This is a genomic window from Kitasatospora terrestris (assembly GCF_039542905.1).
Lineage (GTDB): Bacteria > Actinomycetota > Actinomycetes > Streptomycetales > Streptomycetaceae > Kitasatospora > Kitasatospora terrestris.
Genome location: NZ_BAABIS010000001.1, coordinates 7,367,612 through 7,385,831, shown reverse-complemented (window position 1 = coordinate 7,385,831; position 18,220 = coordinate 7,367,612). Strand labels below are relative to the sequence as shown.

Annotated in this window: 15 protein-coding genes and 1 pseudogene; 10 read left to right on the top strand and 6 right to left on the bottom strand. The window is 73.9% G+C overall.

The genetic code is table 11. The features are described 5' to 3' along the window. The first annotated feature begins 169 nt into the window (after positions 1-169). Together ABEB06_RS33815 and ABEB06_RS33810 are read left to right on the top strand one after the other, a co-directional pair. Complete coding sequence (locus ABEB06_RS33815) at positions 170-1,444, top strand: ricin-type beta-trefoil lectin domain protein (protein ID WP_345700732.1); 1,275 nt, start codon at positions 170-172, stop codon at positions 1,442-1,444. Between the two features lie 99 nt (positions 1,445-1,543). Next, positions 1,544-3,223, top strand: coding sequence for a glycoside hydrolase family 64 protein (locus ABEB06_RS33810; RefSeq protein WP_345700731.1), 1,680 nt, complete (start codon positions 1,544-1,546; stop codon positions 3,221-3,223). 66 nt (positions 3,224-3,289) lie between these two features. Here ABEB06_RS33810 and ABEB06_RS33805 read toward each other — a convergent pair whose 3' ends face one another. Beyond that, positions 3,290-4,222: an NADP-dependent oxidoreductase gene (locus ABEB06_RS33805; protein WP_425559825.1), complete on the bottom strand. Its 933-nt coding sequence runs from the start codon at positions 4,220-4,222 to the stop codon at positions 3,290-3,292. 79 nt (positions 4,223-4,301) lie between these two features. Here ABEB06_RS33805 and ABEB06_RS33800 point away from each other — a divergent pair, with 79 nt between their 5' ends. Both ABEB06_RS33800 and ABEB06_RS33795 read left to right on the top strand, forming a co-directional pair. Then, positions 4,302-5,258, top strand: a complete 957-nt coding sequence (locus ABEB06_RS33800) for a GlxA family transcriptional regulator (protein WP_345700729.1) — start codon at positions 4,302-4,304, stop codon at positions 5,256-5,258. Positions 5,259-5,354: 96 nt separating this feature from the next. Further along, positions 5,355-7,850, top strand: coding sequence for a DEAD/DEAH box helicase (locus tag ABEB06_RS33795; protein ID WP_425559824.1), 2,496 nt, complete (start codon positions 5,355-5,357; stop codon positions 7,848-7,850). 24 nt (positions 7,851-7,874) lie between these two features. Here ABEB06_RS33795 and ABEB06_RS33790 read toward each other — a convergent pair whose 3' ends face one another. Further along, positions 7,875-8,567, bottom strand: a complete 693-nt coding sequence (locus ABEB06_RS33790; protein WP_345700727.1) for a hypothetical protein — start codon at positions 8,565-8,567, stop codon at positions 7,875-7,877. A gap of 188 nt (positions 8,568-8,755) precedes the next feature. Here ABEB06_RS33790 and bioB point away from each other — a divergent pair, with 188 nt between their 5' ends. The 5 genes and pseudogenes from bioB to ABEB06_RS33765 all read left to right on the top strand — a co-directional run bounded on the left by bioB (position 8,756) and on the right by ABEB06_RS33765 (position 14,005). Then, positions 8,756-9,982: a biotin synthase BioB gene (bioB, locus tag ABEB06_RS33785; RefSeq protein WP_345700726.1), complete on the top strand. Its 1,227-nt coding sequence runs from the start codon at positions 8,756-8,758 to the stop codon at positions 9,980-9,982. Beyond that, positions 9,982-11,274, top strand: a complete 1,293-nt coding sequence (locus tag ABEB06_RS33780; RefSeq protein WP_345700725.1) for an adenosylmethionine--8-amino-7-oxononanoate transaminase — start codon at positions 9,982-9,984, stop codon at positions 11,272-11,274. Before bioB ends, ABEB06_RS33780 begins: the two co-directional genes overlap by 1 nt. Before the next feature lie 143 nt (positions 11,275-11,417). Beyond that, entirely contained in the window at positions 11,418-12,161 is a 744-nt protein-coding gene (bioD, locus tag ABEB06_RS33775) for a dethiobiotin synthase (RefSeq protein ID WP_345700724.1), read from the top strand. 62 nt (positions 12,162-12,223) lie between these two features. Then, on the top strand, positions 12,224-12,685 hold the full coding sequence (locus tag ABEB06_RS33770; protein WP_345700723.1) for a cupredoxin domain-containing protein: 462 nt from the start codon (positions 12,224-12,226) through the stop codon (positions 12,683-12,685). Between the two features lie 121 nt (positions 12,686-12,806). Continuing rightward, positions 12,807-14,005: pseudogene (locus tag ABEB06_RS33765) on the top strand (saccharopine dehydrogenase family protein). 37 nt (positions 14,006-14,042) lie between these two features. On the opposite strand, the gene ABEB06_RS33760 reads toward ABEB06_RS33765, so the two are convergent. The 3 genes from ABEB06_RS33760 to ABEB06_RS33750 all read right to left on the bottom strand — a co-directional run bounded on the left by ABEB06_RS33760 (position 14,043) and on the right by ABEB06_RS33750 (position 15,859). Beyond that, positions 14,043-14,465: a GNAT family N-acetyltransferase gene (locus ABEB06_RS33760; protein WP_345700722.1), complete on the bottom strand. Its 423-nt coding sequence runs from the start codon at positions 14,463-14,465 to the stop codon at positions 14,043-14,045. A 69-nt stretch (positions 14,466-14,534) separates the two neighbouring features. Next, on the bottom strand, positions 14,535-15,155 hold the full coding sequence (locus ABEB06_RS33755; protein ID WP_345700721.1) for a GyrI-like domain-containing protein: 621 nt from the start codon (positions 15,153-15,155) through the stop codon (positions 14,535-14,537). A 20-nt stretch (positions 15,156-15,175) separates the two neighbouring features. Continuing rightward, positions 15,176-15,859 (bottom strand): class I SAM-dependent methyltransferase, encoded by a 684-nt coding sequence (locus ABEB06_RS33750; RefSeq protein ID WP_345700720.1) that lies wholly within the window; start codon positions 15,857-15,859, stop codon positions 15,176-15,178. Positions 15,860-16,161: 302 nt separating this feature from the next. Here ABEB06_RS33750 and ABEB06_RS33745 point away from each other — a divergent pair, with 302 nt between their 5' ends. Further along, positions 16,162-17,316: an ROK family protein gene (locus ABEB06_RS33745; protein ID WP_345700719.1), complete on the top strand. Its 1,155-nt coding sequence runs from the start codon at positions 16,162-16,164 to the stop codon at positions 17,314-17,316. 81 nt (positions 17,317-17,397) lie between these two features. Here the strand turns inward: ABEB06_RS33745 and ABEB06_RS33740 are convergent, their stop codons facing one another. Continuing rightward, on the bottom strand, positions 17,398-18,168 hold the full coding sequence (locus ABEB06_RS33740) for a GntR family transcriptional regulator (RefSeq protein ID WP_345700718.1): 771 nt from the start codon (positions 18,166-18,168) through the stop codon (positions 17,398-17,400). Between the last annotated feature and the right edge of the window lie 52 nt (positions 18,169-18,220).

Below are 18,220 nucleotides of genomic sequence, written 5' to 3'. Positions count from 1 at the left end.
GCGCTCTCAACCCTTGTTCGACACCTGAACGCCGGATGCGAACGATGAGGTTCCGTCAGGGCCCTTCGCCCGCACGGGGAAAGAACTTGGCTCTTTGACATTGCCATGACTTGAAAGCCGCCCCTAGGATCCCGCCAGAGAGCGCTCTCAACGAGAAGGGTGACACCTCATGGCAACCCCCACCCGCCGCCGACTCTTCGGCGGCCTGCTGCCAGCCCTCGGCGCCGGCCTGCTCGCGGCCGCGCTGATCACCTCCCCCACCACCGCCACCGGCGCCGCGACCCCCGCCTCCGTCGCACCGGTCGCCGCGTCGACCTGGAACGACGACTTCGACGGGCCCGCCGGTGCGGCCGCCGACCCGTCCAAGTGGACGATGGAGACCGGCGGTTCCGGCAACGGCAACCACGAGCTGCAGTACTACACGCCGGGCGCCCAGAACGCCGCCCTGGACGGCCAGGGCCACCTGGTCATCACCGCCAAGCGGAGCAGCGGCGGCCTCAGCTGCTGGTACGGCACCTGTCAGTACACCTCGGCCCGGCTGAACACCGCCCAGACCTTCTCCCAGGCGTACGGGCACTTCGAGTCGCGGATCAAGATCCCGCGCGGCCAGGGCATCTGGCCGGCCTTCTGGATGCTGGGCAACGACCTCGGCTCGGTGGGCTGGCCCAACAGCGGCGAGATCGACATCATGGAGAACATCGGTCGCGAGCCGGGCACCGTGCACGGCACCATCCACGGCCCGGGCTACTCGGGCGCCGGCGGCATCGGCGCGCCGTACAGCCTGCCGGCCGGGCAGTCCTTCGCGGACGCCTTCCACACCTTCGCGGTCGACTGGAGCCCCACCGCGATCAAGTGGTCGGTCGACGGCAACGTCTACCAGACCCGCACCCCCGCCGACCTGGGCGGCAACCGCTGGGTCTTCGACCACCCGTTCTTCGTGATCCTCAACCTGGCGGTCGGCGGTGACTGGCCGGGCAGCCCGGACGGCTCCTCGACCTACCCGCAGACCATGGTCGTCGACTACGTGCACACCACCACCTGGGGCGGCAGCACCGGCGGCTCGTACACCGGGCGGATCACCGGCCCGGGCGGGATGTGCATGGACGTGGCCGGCGGCTCCAGCGCCGACAGCACGCCGATCCAGCTGCACAACTGCACCGGCAGCGCGGCGCAGCAGTGGACCGTGGGCACCGACGGCACGGTCCGCGCGCTCGGCAAGTGCCTGGACGTCGCGGCCGCCTCGCACAACGACGGCGCGGTCATCCAGCTGTACACCTGCAACGGCACCAGCGCCCAGCAGTGGAACCACCGCTCCGGCAACGACTTCCTGAACCCCGGCTCCGGCAAGTGCCTGGACTCGCCGAACGGTTCCTCGGCGGACGGCACCCGGCTCCAGCTGTGGACCTGCAACGGCACCGCCGCCCAGAAGTGGATCCTGGGCTGACCCCGGCCCCTTCCCGCGCGGCCGGCCCTCCCCCCGGCCGGCCGCGCACCCCCACCACCCCTTGACAGCTCCACCCCCGCAAGGAACGGACACCCCCACATGACCCCGTCCCACCGCGCGCCCCTCTCCCGCCGGAAGCTGCTCGCCGCGGCCGGCGCCGCGCTCGCCGTGCCGCTCACCGCCACCTGGCTGAGCGCCGGCGCCGAGGCCCAGACGCCCGCCACCCTGGCGATGGACCTGGCCAACACCACCGGCAGCAACACCGTCTACGCCTACGTGGTCGGCCGCGACCCGTCCGCGGGCGGCAGCTGGGCCTTCGTCCAGGCCGACGGCGCGAGCCTCTACCACCCGCCGAACCCGGCCAACGACCAGACGCCGCTGGGCGTGGACTGCGCCATCGCGCTGAACGCCTCGGGCGCCGCCCCGCGCCGGGTCACCCTGCCGCACCTGGACAGCGGCCGGATCTACTTCTCGGTCGGCGCGAAGCTCACCTTCCTGATGAACCGGGGCGGCGGCCTGGCCATGCCCTCGGTGCTCAACCCGAGCGACCCGAACGCGAACGTCCGCCACGACTTCTGCGAATTCACGTTCAACAACGACCAGTTGTTCGCGAACATCACCTTCGTCGACATGGTCTGCCTGCCGATCGCCTTCCAGCTGGAGACCCCGCAGGGCACCCAGACCGTGCGCGGCCTGCCGGCCGACGGCCTGGCCCGGGTGGCGTCCGCGCTGCGCGCGCAGTCCGCCTCGGACGGCAGCGACTGGAGCAAGCTGATCGTCAACCGCAACGGCTCGGACCTGCGGGTGCTCAGCCCGAACCTGGCGATCCGCGGCAACGGCGCGCTGTTCCCCGGGTACTTCGACTCCTACGTCGACCAGGTGTGGTCCAAGTACGCCGGCACCGACCTGAAGATCGACACCCAGTACACCTGGGGCGTGGTGACCGGCCGGGTCAGCGGCGGCACCCTGGCCTTCCCCGGGGTGGGCAGCTTCAGCAAGCCCTCCACGGCGGCGATCTTCTCCTGCAGCGACGCGCCGTTCACCACCGGCAACGACCTGATGGGCAACATCAGCGCCCGGCTGGCCGCCGCGTTCAACCGCACCACCCTGCTGGACAACGCCAACCAGCCGACCGGCGAGAACCCGGCCGCGTTCTACACCAAGGCGCGCACCAACCACTACGCCCGGATCCTGCACTCCACCACGCCCGACGGGCTCGGCTACGCCTTCCCGTACGACGACGTCCACCCGGCCGGGGTGGACTTCGAGGGCAAGGTGCAGCACGGCAGCCCGAGCCGGTTCGTGGTCACGGTCGGCGGCCTGTCCGGGTCCACCCCCTCGCCCTCGCCGAGCGCCAGCGCCACCGGCGGTGCGGTGAGCGCCTTCGCCACCGTCCAGGCCGAGTCCTACCGCGCCCAGTCCGGCTCGCAGACCGAGGCCTGCTCCGACACCGGCGGCGGCTCGGACGTCGGCTGGCTCGCCAACGGCGACTGGCTCCGCTACACGCTGGACTTCGGCTCCACCGGCGCCACCCGGTTCGACGCCCGGGTCGCCTCCGGCGCCGCGGCCGGGGTCAGCGGCCTGGTGCAGGTCCGCCTCGGCAGCCCCACGGCGACGCCGATCGGCAGCTTCGCGCTGGCCAACACGGGCGGCTGGCAGACCTGGCGGACGGTGCCCGCGGACATCACCCGCACCACCGGAGTCAAGGACGTCTACCTGACGTTCAGCTCCGGCCAGCCGGCCGACTTCGTCAACCTCAACTGGTTCGTCTTCTCCTGACGCACCACCGACTCCCCGGGCGGCCGCCGCCGCGGCCGCCCGGGGCTCCGTACGCCCGCTCCGGGGTCACTCCACCGTCAGCACGACCTTGCCGGTGACCCGGCCGGTGTCGCCGAGGGCGTGGCCCTTCGCCGCGTCCGCCAGCGGGAGGACCGCCTCCACCACCGGGCGCAGCCGCCCTGCCGCGAGCAGGCCGGCGATCTCCCGCATGCCCTGCTGGTCCGCCTCGACCAGCAGCGGCACCGCGCTCACGCCGAGCTCGGCGGCCCGTTCGGCGAGGTTGCCGGGCACGTCCATCAGCGCGATGGTGACCAGCCGCCCGCCGGGCTTCAGCACCTCCAGCGAGCGCAGCGCGGTGTCCCCGCCGATGGTGTCGAGCACCACGTCGACCTTGTCGACCGCGGTGAAGTCCTCGGTGCGGTAGTCGACCATCTCGTCGGCGCCGAGCCCGCGCACCACCTCGTGCTTGGCGGCGCTGGCGGTGCCGATCACGTACGCGCCGCGCTCCTTGGCGATCTGCACCGCCAGGTGCCCGACCCCGCCGGCGGCGGCGTGCACCAGGACCCGCTCGCCGGGCCGGACGTCGGCCGCGTCCACCAGGGCCTGCCAGGCGGTGAGCGCGGCCAGCGGCGCGGCGCCGGCCTGCACGTGGTCGAGGGCGGCGGGCTTGCGGACCAGGGCGCGGGCCGGGGCGACCGCGTACTCGGCGAAGGAGCCGACGCCGTACGGGTAGGGCAGCATGCCGAAGACCTCGTCGCCCGGCGCGTGCAGGGTCACGCCGGTGCCGACGGCCTCGACGGTGCCGGAGAGGTCCCAGCCGAGCACCAGCGGGAGGCGGTCGAGGAAGCCGGGGAACTGCCGGTGCTTCCAGTCGGTGGGGTTCATGCCGGCCGCGCGGACCCGGACCAGCACCTCGGAGGGGCCGGGGACCGGGCGCTCCACCTCGATCTCCGCGAGGACCTCGGGGGTGCCGTAGCTGTTCTGGCTGATCGCCTTCATCGTCGTCATGCGTCCAGCCTGCGCCGGGTCGACCTGCGGAAACAGTGGCCCGATGGCCATGATGTGCAAGAATTGGGCCATGCACCGTGTTGTCGTCCTCGCCCTGGACGGGGTCATCCCCTTCGAGCTGAGCCTGGCCTCCCGCCTGTTCGGGGCGGCCACCGACGCCGCCGGGCGGCCGCTGTACGAGGTGGTGACCTGCTCGCCGGACGGGCGTCCGGTGCGCACCGACGCCGACTTCTCGATCACCGTGGAGCACGACGCCACCGCCCTCGCCGGGGCGGACACCGTGGTGGTCCCGGCCTCCGAGGAGTTCGTCCGGATCACCGACCGGTCCTCCCTCCCGGCGCCCGCCGCCGAGGCGCTCGCCCTGATCCCCCCGGACGCCCGGATCGCGGCCATCTGCATCTCCGCCTTCCCGCTGGCCGCCGCCGGGCTGCTGGACGGCCTGCCCGCCGCCACCCACTGGCACCACGCCGAGCACTTCCGCCGCCACTACCCGCGGGTCGACCTGGCGCCGGACGTGCTCTACGTGGACGCCGGCCGGATCCACACCTCGGCGGGCGCCGCGGCCGGGATCGACCTGCTGCTGCACCTGATCCGGCTCGACCACGGCAGCGGCGTCGCCAACCAGGTCGCCCGCCGCTGTGTGGTCCCGCCGCAGCGCGAGGGCGGGCAGGCCCAGTACGTGGAGCGGCCGGTGCCGGAGCGCACCGACGCCGGCACCTCGGTCACCCGCGCCTGGGCCCTCGACCGCCTGCACGAGCCGCTGCAGCTCGCCGACCTCGCGGACCACGCGCGGATGAGCCGCCGCACCTTCACCCGGCGCTTCCGCGCCGAGACCGGCCTCAGCCCCGGCCAGTGGCTCACCCAGCAGCGCCTGGACCTGGCCCGCCACCTGCTGGAGACCACCGACCTGGCGGTGACCCGGATCGCCGAGCGGGTCGGCTTCGGCACCGACGTGACCCTGCGCCAGCACCTGCACACGGCGATCGGCGTCTCCCCGGGCACCTACCGGCGCACCTTCCGCGAGTGACGGGCCGGTGCCCGCCGGGCGGCCCGGTGCCCGCCATCTCCTTTGCCCCGGCCCCGGCCGAACAGGCAAGATAGGCCGGTGACCCTCCTGGACCTGATGCCGAAGCCCGCCACGCCCGACTCGCTGTTCGAGACCTTCGCCGAGTGGGCGACGGAGCGCGGCATCACCCTCTACCCGGCCCAGGAGGAGGCGCTGATCGAGCTGGTCTCCGGGAACAACGTGATCCTGGCGACCCCGACCGGCTCCGGGAAGTCGCTGGTCGCGGCGGGTGCGCACTTCGCGGCCCTGGCCGAGGGCAAGCGCACCTTCTACACCGCGCCGATCAAGGCGCTGGTGTCGGAGAAGTTCTTCGACCTGTGCAAGATCTTCGGCACCGAGCAGGTCGGCATGATGACCGGCGACGCCTCGGTCAACCCGACCGCGCCGATCATCTGCTGCACCGCCGAGGTGCTCGCCCAGATCGCCCTGCACGACGGCGACCGGGCCGACATCGGCCAGGTCGTGATGGACGAGTTCCACTTCTACGCCGAGCCGGACCGCGGCTGGGCCTGGCAGATCCCGATCATCGAGCTGCCGCAGGTGCAGTTCCTGCTGATGTCCGCGACCCTCGGCGACGTCCGCCGCTTCGAGGAGGACCTGACCCGGCGCACCGGCCGCCCGACCACCGCGGTCCGCTCGGCGACCCGCCCGGTCCCGCTGTTCTACGAGTACCGGCGCACCAACCTGCACGACACCCTGGAGGAGCTGCTGAAGACCGGTCAGGCGCCGGTCTACGTCGTGCACTTCACCCAGAAGGAAGCCGTCGAGCGGGCCCAGTCGCTGATGAGCATCAACATGTGCTCCAAGGCGGAGAAGGACGCCATCGCCGACCTGATCGGCAACTTCCGCTTCACCACCAAGTTCGGCCGCAACCTCTCCCGGTTCGTGCGGCACGGCATCGGCGTGCACCACGCCGGCATGCTGCCCAAGTACCGCCGGCTGGTCGAGCGCCTCGCCCAGGCCGGCCTGCTGAAGGTCATCTGCGGCACCGACACCCTCGGCGTCGGCGTCAACGTGCCGATCCGCACCGTGCTGTTCACCGCGCTCTCCAAGTACGACGGCCAGCGGGTGCGGATCCTGCGCGCCCGCGAGTTCCACCAGATCGCCGGCCGGGCCGGCCGGGCCGGGTTCGACACCGTCGGCCAGGTGGTCGCCCAGGCGCCCGAGCACGTGGTGGAGAACGAGAAGGCGCTGGCCAAGGCCGGCGACGACCCCAAGAAGAAGAAGAAGGTCGTCCGCAAGAAGGCCCCCGACGGCTTCGTCAGCTGGTCGGAGGAGACCTTCGAGCGCCTGATCGCCGCCGACCCGGAACCGCTGGTCTCCCGCTTCAAGGTCAGCCACGCCATGCTGCTGTCGGTGATCGGCCGCCCCGGCGACCCGTTCGACGCCATGCGCCACCTGCTCACCGACAACCACGAGGAGCGCCCGGCGCAGCGCCGCCACATCCGCTCGGCGATCCAGATCTACCGCTCGCTGGTCGAGGGCGGCATCGTCGAGAAGCTGGACCAGCCGGACGCCGAGGGCCGCACCGTGCGCCTCACCCTCGACCTGCAGGAGAACTTCGCGCTCAACCAGCCGCTGTCCACCTTCGCGCTGGCCGCCTTCGACGTCCTGGACCCGGAGTCCCCCTCGTACGCGCTCGACGTGGTCTCGGTGGTCGAGGCCACCTTGGACGACCCGCGGCAGATCCTCGCCGCGCAGGAGAACAAGGCCCGCGGCGAGGCCGTCGCCGAGATGAAGCGCGACGGCATCGAGTACGAGGAGCGGATGGAGCGGCTCCAGGAGATCACCTACCCGCGGCCGCTGGAGGAGCTCCTCGGCCACGCGTACGAGGTCTACCGCCGGGCGCACCCGTGGATCGGCGACCACCCGCTGCGGCCCAAGGCGGTGGTGCGCGACCTGTACGAGCGGGCCATGACCTTCTCGGACTACGTCGGCTTCTACGAGCTCGCCCGGACCGAGGGCATCGTGCTGCGCTACCTCGCGGGCGCGTACAAGGCGCTGGAGCAGACCGTCCCGGACGACCTGAAGACCGACGACCTCAAGGACATCATCGCCTGGCTCGGCGAGCTCGTCCGCCAGGTCGACTCCTCGCTGCTCGACGAGTGGGAGGCGCTGGCCAACCCGACCGAGCCGGAGGCGGGCGAGGTCCGCCTCGACGACAAGCCGGCGCCGGTCACCGCCAACGCGCGGGCCTTCCGGGTGCTGGTGCGCAACGAGATGTTCCGCCGGGTCGAGCTCGCCGCGCTGGAGCACTACGACGTGCTGGCCGAGCTGGACGGCGAGTACGGCTGGGACGCCGACCGCTGGGCGGACGCGATGGACGGCTACTGGGACGAGTACGACGACCTCGGCACCGGCCCGGACGCGCGCGGCCCGAAGATGCTGCTCATCGAGGAGGTCGAGGACGAGGGCCTGTGGCGGGTCCGGCAGATCTTCGACGACCCGAACGGCGACCAGGACTGGGGCATCAGCGCCGAGGTCGACCTCTACGGCTCCGACGAGGAGGGCCGGGCGGTCCTGAAGGTGACCGCCGTGGGGCCGGTCCGCTGAATCCGCCCCCGCCGGCCGGGGCGGCTACATCCAGCTGAAGGGGGCCCGGGCGACGTACGCCGCCGCCCGGGTGGACTCCTGCAGCGCCTGGTCCGGGGTGTTGCCGGCCCGCTGGTCGGCGTACCGGGAGACGGTGACGGTCAGGTAGTGGCCCGCCGTGGCCACCCTGGCGGCGGTCATCGGCTTCGCGGTGCCGTTCACCGCCGGGGGCGGCGTGCCGTCGGGCAGGGTGAAGGCGAACGCCGCCGCCTTGTCGCCGAGCGCCTGCGCGGCCTTCGCCGCCGCGCCCGCGTCGTTGAAGCGCAGCACCGTCACGCTGGTGACCACCGGCTGGTCGGCGCGGCTGAACGCGACCGCCACGTACGCCTGGCAGTCGAGGTCCTTCAGCGCGTCGTGCGCCCGGTCGGCCTGGGTCTCCACGCAGTCGGTGCCCTGCCGCGCGGCCGTCCGCCGGGCCCGGTAGCCGTCCTGGTCGACGATCCGCTGCGCCGGGAAGTAGCGTTCGGCGGTGAACGCCTGAGCCTCCGTCGGCGCCTGGGCCGCCTGCGCGCCCGGCGGCGGCACGGCGGCCGGCGCCTTGCTGCTGGTGGGCCCGAGGCCGGGCAGCAGGTCGCCCGGGTGCGGTCGCGACACCACCCACACCCCGCCCGCGGCCACTCCGGCCAGCGCGCACCAGAGCACTATGCGGTTGCGCCGGGGGCGGCGAGGTGTCGTCATGGCGCAGATTGTAGACATCCGATACGACCAATCCGACCGGCAGGGGCGCACGTACCTGCGGGTAGGGCGTACGTGACCTGTGCCACTACCGAGTGCTCCGACACTGTGACAACTCGCACACCCCGGCGGCGATCTTCTGGCGGGTTCCCTCTGGCGGAACGCGAGCCCCGCCAGGCAGGATCAGGCGCATGGATCTGCTCGACACCCTCACCGCCAAGGGCCTGCGCCGGGAACTCCCCACCCGCGAGGAAGCCCTGGCCGTTCTCGCCACCACCGACGACGAGCTGATGGACGTCGTCGCGGCCGCCGGGCGGGTCCGCCGGCAATGGTTCGGCCGCCGGGTCAAGCTCAACTACCTGGTCAACCTGAAGAGCGGCCTCTGCCCGGAGGACTGCAACTACTGCTCCCAGCGGCTCGGCTCCAAGGCGGAGATCCTCAAGTACACCTGGCTCAAGCCCGAGCAGGCGGCCGACGCGGCCCGGGCCGGCGTCGCCGGCGGCGCCAAGCGGGTCTGCCTGGTCGCCTCCGGCCGCGGCCCGACGGACCGTGACATCGACCGGGTCGCCGACACCATCGCCGCGATCAAGGACGCCGACGAGAACGTCGAGGTGTGCGCCTGCCTCGGCCTGCTCTCCGACAACCAGGCCGAGCGCCTGAAGGCGGCCGGCGCCGACGCCTACAACCACAACCTCAACACCTCCGAGGCCACGTACGGCGAGATCACCACCACGCACACCTACGCCGACCGGGTCGACACCGTCACCAAGGCGCACGGCGCGGGCCTGTCCGCCTGCTCCGGCCTGATCGCCGGCATGGGCGAGACCGACGAGGACCTGGTCGACGTGGTGTTCGCGCTGCGCGAGCTCGACCCCGACTCGGTGCCGGTCAACTTCCTCATCCCGTTCGAGGGCACCCCGCTCGCCAAGGAGTGGAACCTCACCCCGCAGCGCTGCCTGCGCATCCTGGCGATGGTCCGCTTCGTCTGCCCCGACATCGAGGTCCGGATCGCCGGCGGCCGCGAGGTCCACCTGCGCTCGATGCAGCCGCTCGGCCTGCACATCGCCAACTCGATCTTCCTCGGCGACTACCTCACCAGCGAGGGCCAGGCCGGCCAGGCCGACCTCGACATGATCAAGGACGCCGGCTTCGAGGTCGAGGGCGCCGAGCAGACCACCCTGCCCCGCCACCGGGTGGAGGCCGGCACGGGCGGCGGCTGCGGCTCGGTCTGCGGCTCCTCCGCCGCCCCCGCCGAGGCCCACGGCTGCGGCGACGCCTGCGGCGGCTGCGGCGGGCACGAGGAGCTCGCCGCGGCAGCGGCGGCCGTCGACGAGCAGGACGCCGACGACGAGGCCCGCACCGACCTGGTGAAGGTCCGCCGCCGCGGCGCCGGCACCGAGCTGGCCCCGAACGCCTGATGGACCCGCGCCACCTCCTCGACCTCGACCGGGCCCACGTCTGGCACCCGTACGCGCCGATGCCGGGCACCGTCGACCCGTACGTCGTCGAGTCCGCCTCCGGAGTCCGGCTGCGCCTCGCGCAGCCGGTCGCCGGCCGGGACGAACTCGTCGACGGCATGTCCTCCTGGTGGGCCGCCATCCACGGCTACGGCCACCCGGTCCTGGACGAGGCGGTCCGCGCGCAGCTCGGCCGGATGAGCCACGTGATGTTCGGCGGGCTCACCCACGAGCCCGCCGTCCGGCTCGCCGCCCGGCTGGTGGAGATCACCCCCGAACCGCTGCAGCACGTCTTCCTCGGCGACTCCGGCTCGGTCGCGGTCGAGGTCGCGATGAAGATGTGCCTCCAGTACTGGGTGTCCGTCGGCCGACCCGCCAAGCGCCGCCTGCTCACCTGGCGCGGCGGCTACCACGGCGACACCTTCCACCCGATGTCGGTCTGCGACCCCGAGGGCGGCATGCACGCCCTGTGGGGCGGCGTCCTCCCGCACCAGGTCTTCGCCGAGGAGCCGCCCGGCGGGTACGACGCCCCGCTCGACGGGGCGTACGCCGCGCACCTCGCCGAACTGATCGAGCGTCACGCCGGCGAGCTCGCCGCCGTGATCGTCGAACCGGTCGTCCAGGGCGCGGGCGGGATGCGCTTCCACTCCCCCGCGTACCTGCGGCTGCTGCGCGAACTCTGCGACCGGCACGACGTCCTGCTGGTCTTCGACGAGATCGCCACCGGCTTCGGCCGCACCGGCGAACTCTTCGCCGCCGACCACGCCCGGGTCTCCCCCGACGTGATGTGCCTCGGCAAGGCGCTGACCGGCGGCTACCTCACCATGGCCGCCACCCTGTGCACCTCGCGGATCGCCGACGGCATCAGCCGCGGCGAGGTCCCCGTGCTCGCGCACGGCCCGACGTTCATGGGCAACCCGCTGGCCGCCGCGGTCGCCAACGCCTCCATCGACCTGCTGCTCGGCCAGGACTGGCAGGTGGAGGTCAAGCGGATCGAGACCGGCCTGCGGGCCGGGCTCGCCGACGCGGCGTCCGTACCCGGCGTCCACGACGTCCGGGTGCTCGGCGCGATCGGCGTCGTCCAGCTCGACCACCCGGTCGACATGCGGGCCGCGACCGCCGCGGCGGCGGCCGAGGGCGTGTGGCTGCGGCCGTTCCGCGACCTGATCTACACCATGCCGCCGTACGTCACGGACGACACCGACCTGGGCCGCATCACGGCGGCGGTGCGTGCGGCGGCAGCCGCAGGCTAGCTTTTCGGGGGCGCGTGGGGGTACCTCCCGGCCGGAGGCAACCCCGGGGTTGGCCGCACCAGCGCTGTTGGCCAACCCCGTGGTCGGCGTCGCGGTTCCCCGAGCCCCCGATGACATCTCCCGCCGTTCGAAAGGAACCCCCTGTGTCCGTCCTCTTCATCACCGGGACCGGGACCGAGGTCGGGAAGACCGTGGTGACCGCGGCGGTGGCCGCGCTGGCGGGGCCGTCGGTGGCCGTGCTGAAGCCGGGGCAGACCGGCGTCGCGGTCGGCGAGCCGGGCGACGCCGCCGAGGTGGTCCGGCTGGCCGGCCCGCACGTGGCGACCGCCGAACTCGCCCGCTACCCCGAGCCGCTGGCCCCCGACACGGCCGCCCGCCGTTCCGGCCTGCCCACGCTAGGCCCGGACGCGGTCGCGAAGGCGGTCGCCGGCCTCGCCGCCGAGCACGCCACCGTCCTGGTGGAGGGCGCCGGCGGCCTGCTGGTCCGCTACGACGAACAGGGCCGGGGGCTGGCCGAGATGGCGGCGGCGACCCTCGCGCTCGGCGTGGACGTCGAGTTCCTGGTGGTGGTCGCCGCGGGCCTGGGCACCCTGAACTCGACCGCGCTGACCCTGGAGGCACTGCGCGCCCGCGGACTGCGCACCCGCGGCGTGGTGATCGGCAGCTGGCCCGAGGACGCCGATCTGGCGGCCCGCTGCAACCTGGCCGATCTGCCCGCGGCGGCGGAGGTGCCGCTGCTCGGGGCGCTGCCGGCCGGTTCGGCGGCCGAGGGCGGGGCGCCGTTCCACGCGGTGGCCCGGGCCTCGCTCGCGCCCGCGCTCGGCGGCGCGTGGGACGCGGCGGCGTTCGCCGCCCGGCACGCCCCGGGTGCTCACCCGGTCGGGTGAGTCCGCGGCGGGCACCGCGTGTGCACCGGCCGCACCGGCCGGGCGCGGCGGATCCTGGCGGGATGAACTCCCGCCCTCCGCTTGCCGCCCCGTCCGCCGCCGCCCGGACCGCCGTCGGCCCGACCCGGCGCGGTGTCCTGTTCGGCGCCGGCGGCGCTCTCGCGGCCGCCGTGCTCGCCGCCTGCTCCAGCGGCGACTCGAACGCTCCGTCGCCGTCGGCCACCACGGCGGCGTCCGGGTCGCCGTCCCCCACGGTGACCACCGGCACCGTCACCGTCACGATCAAGGACTTCGCCTTCAGCCCGACCCCGCTGATCGTCGCCCCGGGCACCCGGATCGTGGTGACCAACCAGGACTCGGAGTCCCACACGCTCACCGCGACGGCGTCCGGGGGAGGTGGCTTCGACACCGGGATCCTCACCACCGGCAAGTCCGTGGAGATCACCGCGCCGACGCAGCCGGGCGACTACCCGTACACGTGCAGCATCCACCCGACGATGAAGGGCACCCTCACCGTCGCCTGAGCCCAGCCGAGCCGATCGGAGCCGAGCCGCCGTCACCGCCGCCCGTCCGGCAGGGCCGTTGACACCCCGCCACCGGCTCTCTAGCGTGGCCTTCACCCATTACCGGCCAGTAGGGATCGGCATGCCCGCGCAGCGCCCGTACGACCTCGTCCTGTTCGGCGCGACCGGCTTCACCGGCGGGCTGACCGCCGAGTACCTGGCGCGGCACGCGCCGGCCGGCTGCCGGTGGGCGCTGGCGGGCCGCAACCCGGCCAAGCTGGCGGCGGTGCGCGGGCGGCTGGCGGCGATCGACCCGGCGTGCGCCGATCTGCCGCTGCTGACGGCGGACGCGTCCGATCCGGCGTCGCTGCGCGAGGTCGCCGGGCAGGCCCGGGTGGTGATCTCCACGGTCGGTCCGTACATCCGGTACGGCGAGCCGCTGGTCGCCGCGTGCGCGGAGGCCGGCACCGACTACGTGGACCTCACCGGCGAGCCGGAGTTCGTCGACCTGATGTACGTGAAGCACCACGCGCGGGCGGTGGAGTCCGGCGCCCGGCTGGTGCACGCGTGCGGCTTCGACTCGGTGCCCCACGACCTGGGCGCGCTGTTCACCGTCGGGCACCTGCCGAAGGGTTCGCCGATCTCGCTCCAGGGCTTCGTGCGCGCCGGCGGCTCGCCGTCCGGCGGGACGCTGGCCTCCGCGCTGGCCGCGATGTCCGGCCGCGCGGCATGCTGGAGGCCGCGCGGCGCCGGCGCGCGGTCGAGCCGCAGCCGCTGGAGCGCCGGGTGCGGATCGAGTACGGGCTGCCGCGCCGCTCCCGCGACGCCCGGGCGTGGATCGTGCCGATGCCCGCGATCGACCCGCAGGTGGTGGCCCGTTCCGCGGCCGCGCTGCCCGCGTACGGCCCGGACTTCCGCTACGGGCACTTCGCCGCCGTCAAGCACCTGCCGGTCGCGGTGGTCGGCGCCCTCGGCGTGGTCCTGCTCGCCCTGGCCGCCCAACTCCCGGCCCTGCGGCGGGCGGTGAGCGTGCTGCACCGGCCGGGCCAGGGCCCGGACGAGCGGCGGCGGGCCCGTTCCTGGTTCACCGTCCGGTTCGTCGGCGAGAGCGACGGGCAGCGGGTGTGGACCGAGGTGTCCGGCGGCGACCCGGGCTACGGCGAGACGGCGAAGATGCTCGCCGAGTCCGCGCTCTGCCTGGCCTTCGACGAACTCCCGCCCACCGCCGGCCAGGTGACCACCGCCACCGCGATGGGTCCGGCGCTGATCGAGCGGCTCACCGCGGCCGGGCTGCGCTTCACCGTGCTCCCCGCCCCGCCCACCGGCGCCCCCGGCCGCTGACCGGGCGCCCCCGGCGGGCGCCCGGCCGGCCCGGCCGTCAGCGGAAGGACTTCACCCAGCGGCGCCAGCGGGTCTCGCGGACGTAGCCGGCCGAGGTCCAGGCGTGCTGCGCGCGCTCGTTCGACTCCAGCACCATCGCGTCGGCGCGGCGCCCGCCCACCGCCGCGAAGCGGTCCTCCGCCGCCCGCAGCAGCGCGCCCGCGAGGCCCTGCCGCCGGTGCGCGGGCAGGACGGCCAGCCGGTAGAGCGAGCAGCGCCAGCCGTCGTACCCGGCGATCACCGAGCCGACCAGCAGGCCGTCGAGCTCGGCGAGGATCAGCGCCTGCGGGTCGCGCTCGATCAGCCGGGTCACGCCGTCCACGTCGTCGGTGATGGACGTGCCCTCGGCCGCCTCCTTCCAGAAGGCGAGGACGGGGTGCACGTCGTCGAGGGTGGCGGTCCTGATCCGCGGTTCGCTCATGACCGGCAGCCAAACACCCGGCCGGCCGGGCCCGCGCGCAATTCCGCTCCGCGAGACACCCGGCTCGGTCTACCCGAGGGGCTCGACGGGCTGGCGCAGCACGGTCCGCAGCTTCTCGGGCGCGGTGCGGCGGGGGTCGCCGAGGTAGATCTCGTGGTGCCGGCCGGTCGGCCGCAGGCCGTTGGCGGCGAGGTAGCGGTGGTGGAGTTCGTGCAGCAGCGGCGCCTCGTCGTCGTACGAGCCGGTGTGCAGCACCTGCGCGCTGGGGCCCTCGTGCAGGGTGAGGTGCCGGACCAGGGCGATCGCCGGGTTCTTCTTCCTGGCCAGCGCGGTCTCCCGGGCGTCCTCGATCGTCCGTTCGTCGATCCAGGGCGGCATGCAGATGAGCATGGTCCAGTTCCAGCTGTCCTTGGCACCGGTGGTGAACGCCTCGTACCGCTCCGCCCACCACAGGCCCTCCAGCGGGGGGACCACGAAGTCGCCGCCCCCGGTGCGCTTCGCCGCGAACTTCACGGTGTACGCGACCGCGTAGAGCGCCTCGACCGCCGCGGTGTACGCGGGCGCGGTGTTCGGGTTGCCGGTGCCGTCGACCGCGAGGAACTGCTGCTCGGGCACGTCGATCACGGCCCAGGCGGTGTTCCCGGGCGCGTAGAGCTCCTTCTGCTCGCGCTTGACGTCGTACGCCGCCATCGGGCGGGACCTCCTCGTGGTCAGCCGGCGAGACGCCAGACGGTGGTCGTCTTGCGGGCGGCGTCCTCCAGGTCGGCGACCACGGGGACGTCGTAGGCGGCGAGGGCGGTGAAGCGCTCGCGCGGGAGGTAGCGGCGGCCCGGATCGCCGACGACGACCTCGGCGCCGCGGGCGCGGGCCCGCTCCAGGAAGGGGAGGAAGCGGGCGGCCATCGCGCGCTCGTAGAAGACGTCCCCGGCGAGCACCACCTCGGCCGGGCCGCCGTCACCGTCCAGCAGGTCCTCCACGGCGGCCGAGATCCGGACGCCGTTCAGCTCCGCGTTGATGCCGATCGCGGTCACCGCGTACGCGTCGATCTCGGCGGCCCGCACCGAGCTCGCCCCGCGCAGCGCCGCCGCGACCCCGACCAGGCCGGAGCCCGCCGCCAGGTCCAGGACCGTACGGCCGGCGACCAGTTCGGGATGGTCCAGCACGTACCGGGCGACCCCGACCCCGCCGGCCCAGGCGAACGCCCAGAACGGCGGCGGCATGCCGATCTCGCCCCGCGCGGTCTCGGTGGTCTCCCACAGCGCGATGGCGTCCTCGGCCATGTGCAGGCGGACCTCCGGCACGAACGGCACCGGCTGGACCTGGGTGTGGGCCCGGACGAACGCCGCATCCGCGGCGGTGTCGGACGGCTGACGGACCCTCGTCGCGTTCGGCATGCCCGCAGCATAGAGGTAGCGGACAGCGCCCGGCGGCCATGACGTCGCGCCTCGCAGCTCACGGTCACGGATCACGTACCGTTTCGATACCGAAGCCGTTATGAGCTGCGGAAATGCTCGCGGCCGCGCAGACGCGCGAGTAGCATCCGCCAGGTGTCCCCCGGTCGCGGCGCGCCACCGCGCCGTGCCGTCGGGCGGCTCAGCACTCCCGGGCGGCCGGCGGCGGCGATCCGCCGTACCGGTGGCCCGCGTACTCGGCACCGCGCGCCAGGGCAGTCGCGCGAACGCGGAAGGGCAGCGACTTGGCGGATCGGCTCACCGGAGGGGACTCCTCGCTGCTGCGGCGGATCAACGCGGCGGTCACCCTGCGGGCGCTGCGCGACGGGCAGTCGCTCACCCTCACCCAGCTGGTCGGCGACACCGGGCTGTCCCGCCCCACGGTCGAGGGTGTGATCGAGGGCCTGGTGCAGTCCGGTCTGGTCGCCGAGGTGGACCAGGCGCAGGAGTCGGGGCGTCAGCGCGGACGGCCGGCCCGCTGGTTCCGCTTCCGGGCCGAGGCCGGGCACGTGCTCGGCATCGAAATAGGGGTCCACGACATCCGGGTCATCCTCGCCGACCTCACCGGCGAGCTGCTCGGCAGCCACGCCAAGCAGGTCGACGAGACCCTCGACGCCGAGGAGCGGCTCGGCCTGGTCCGCACCACCGTCGTCGAGGTGCTGCGCAAGGCCGGCGTCTCGCGCGACAACCTCTGGTCGGTCGCCGTCGGCACCCCCGGCATCGTCGACCGGGACGGCACCGTCAAGCTCGGCACCGCGATCCCCGGCTGGACCGGCCTGGACCTCGGCGCCCGGCTGCGCCGCTCCTTCCGCTGCCCCGTGGTGATCGAGAACGACGCCAACCTCGCCGCCATCGCCGAACAGTGGAAGGGCGCGGCGGTCGGCAAGGACGACATCGTCTTCGTCATGGCCGGACTCAGCCCCGGCGCCGGTTCGCTGATCGGCGGGCGGCTGCACCGCGGCTTCGGCGGCGCGGCCGGCGAGATCGGCGCGCTGCACCTGCTGGGCCAGGAGGCCACCCCGGAGCGGCTGCTCTCCACCACCGGCAAGCCGCTCGACCCGCTGGACGAGGCCGCCGTCGCCCGGGTGCTGCGGCTCGCCCGCGAGGGCGACGAGGTCGCCCAGGTCGCCACCGACCGCTTCCTGCGCCGCCTGGTGCACGACGTGACCGCGCTGGTCCTCGCCCTCGACCCCGAACTGGTCGTCGTCGGCGGCTGGGCCGCCGGCCTCGACGGCGTCCTCGAACCGCTGCGCGAGCAGCTCTCGCTCTACACCCTGCGCGCCCCCGAGGTCGCCCTCGCCGCCCTCGGCTCCGAGGTCGTCGCGATGGGCGCCCTGCGCGTCGCCCTCGACCACGTCGAGGAACAGCTCTTCGCCGTCGACCCCCCACCGGCGCGGTAGCGGCACCCGGGAACGCCGGAGGGCCCGTGCGCACCGGGTGCGCACGGGCCCTCCGCTCTGCCTGTCGTCCTTCGGCCGCGCTCAGGAGGCGGAGCGGACCGGGACGTCGGACTGGACCGGGGTGACCTCGACCAGGCCGGTCTCACCGAAGGTCAGCTTGCAGGTGTCGGCGCGGTAGGTGGAGACGGCCAGCGCGGCGAGCCTGCCACTCGCGGCGTACTGAGTGGTGACCACCAGCACCGGGGTGCCCGGGGGGCGCTCCAGCAGCGCGGCCGAGTCGGCCTCGGCGACGCCCAGCTCGACCGAGCGGGACTCGCCGTCGATGCCGAGCCGCTCCAGCTGGCGCAGCATCGCGCGGGCCCGGTCGCTCTCGGCGGCGAACTCGGCGAGGTGCGGCAGCGCGGCGGCCGGCACGTGCAGCGACTCGGTGGCCATGGTGACGCCCTGGACCAGGCGCAGGCGGCGCAGGGTGTGCACCGGCGCGCCCTCGGCCACGCCGAGCGCGCGGGCCAGCTGCGCGGAGGCGGGGGAGGTCACGCAGTCGACGATCCGCCAGGCCTGGCTGCGCGCCGAGCCCGGCCAGCTCGCCTCCCGCCCGTTGACGGGGACGCCGACCCGCGGGGCGGCGATCAGCGTGCCGATGCCGCGGCGGCGGACCAGCCGGCCCTCCAGCTCCAGCTGGTCGAGGGCCTGGCGCAGGGTGGCCCGGGCCACGCCGAAGCGGGCGGCGAGCTCACGCTCGTTCGGCAGGACCTGGCCGGTGGAGAACTCCGAGTCGATGGTGCGCACCAGCACCGTACGCAGGTGCCAGTACTTCGGCTCCGGTACTGCCGTGAGCTGTCCTTGCCCCACCGTGTCCTCCACCCTGAAAGGCGGCCGCCCGGCTCCCCCGTTTCGGCAGGTG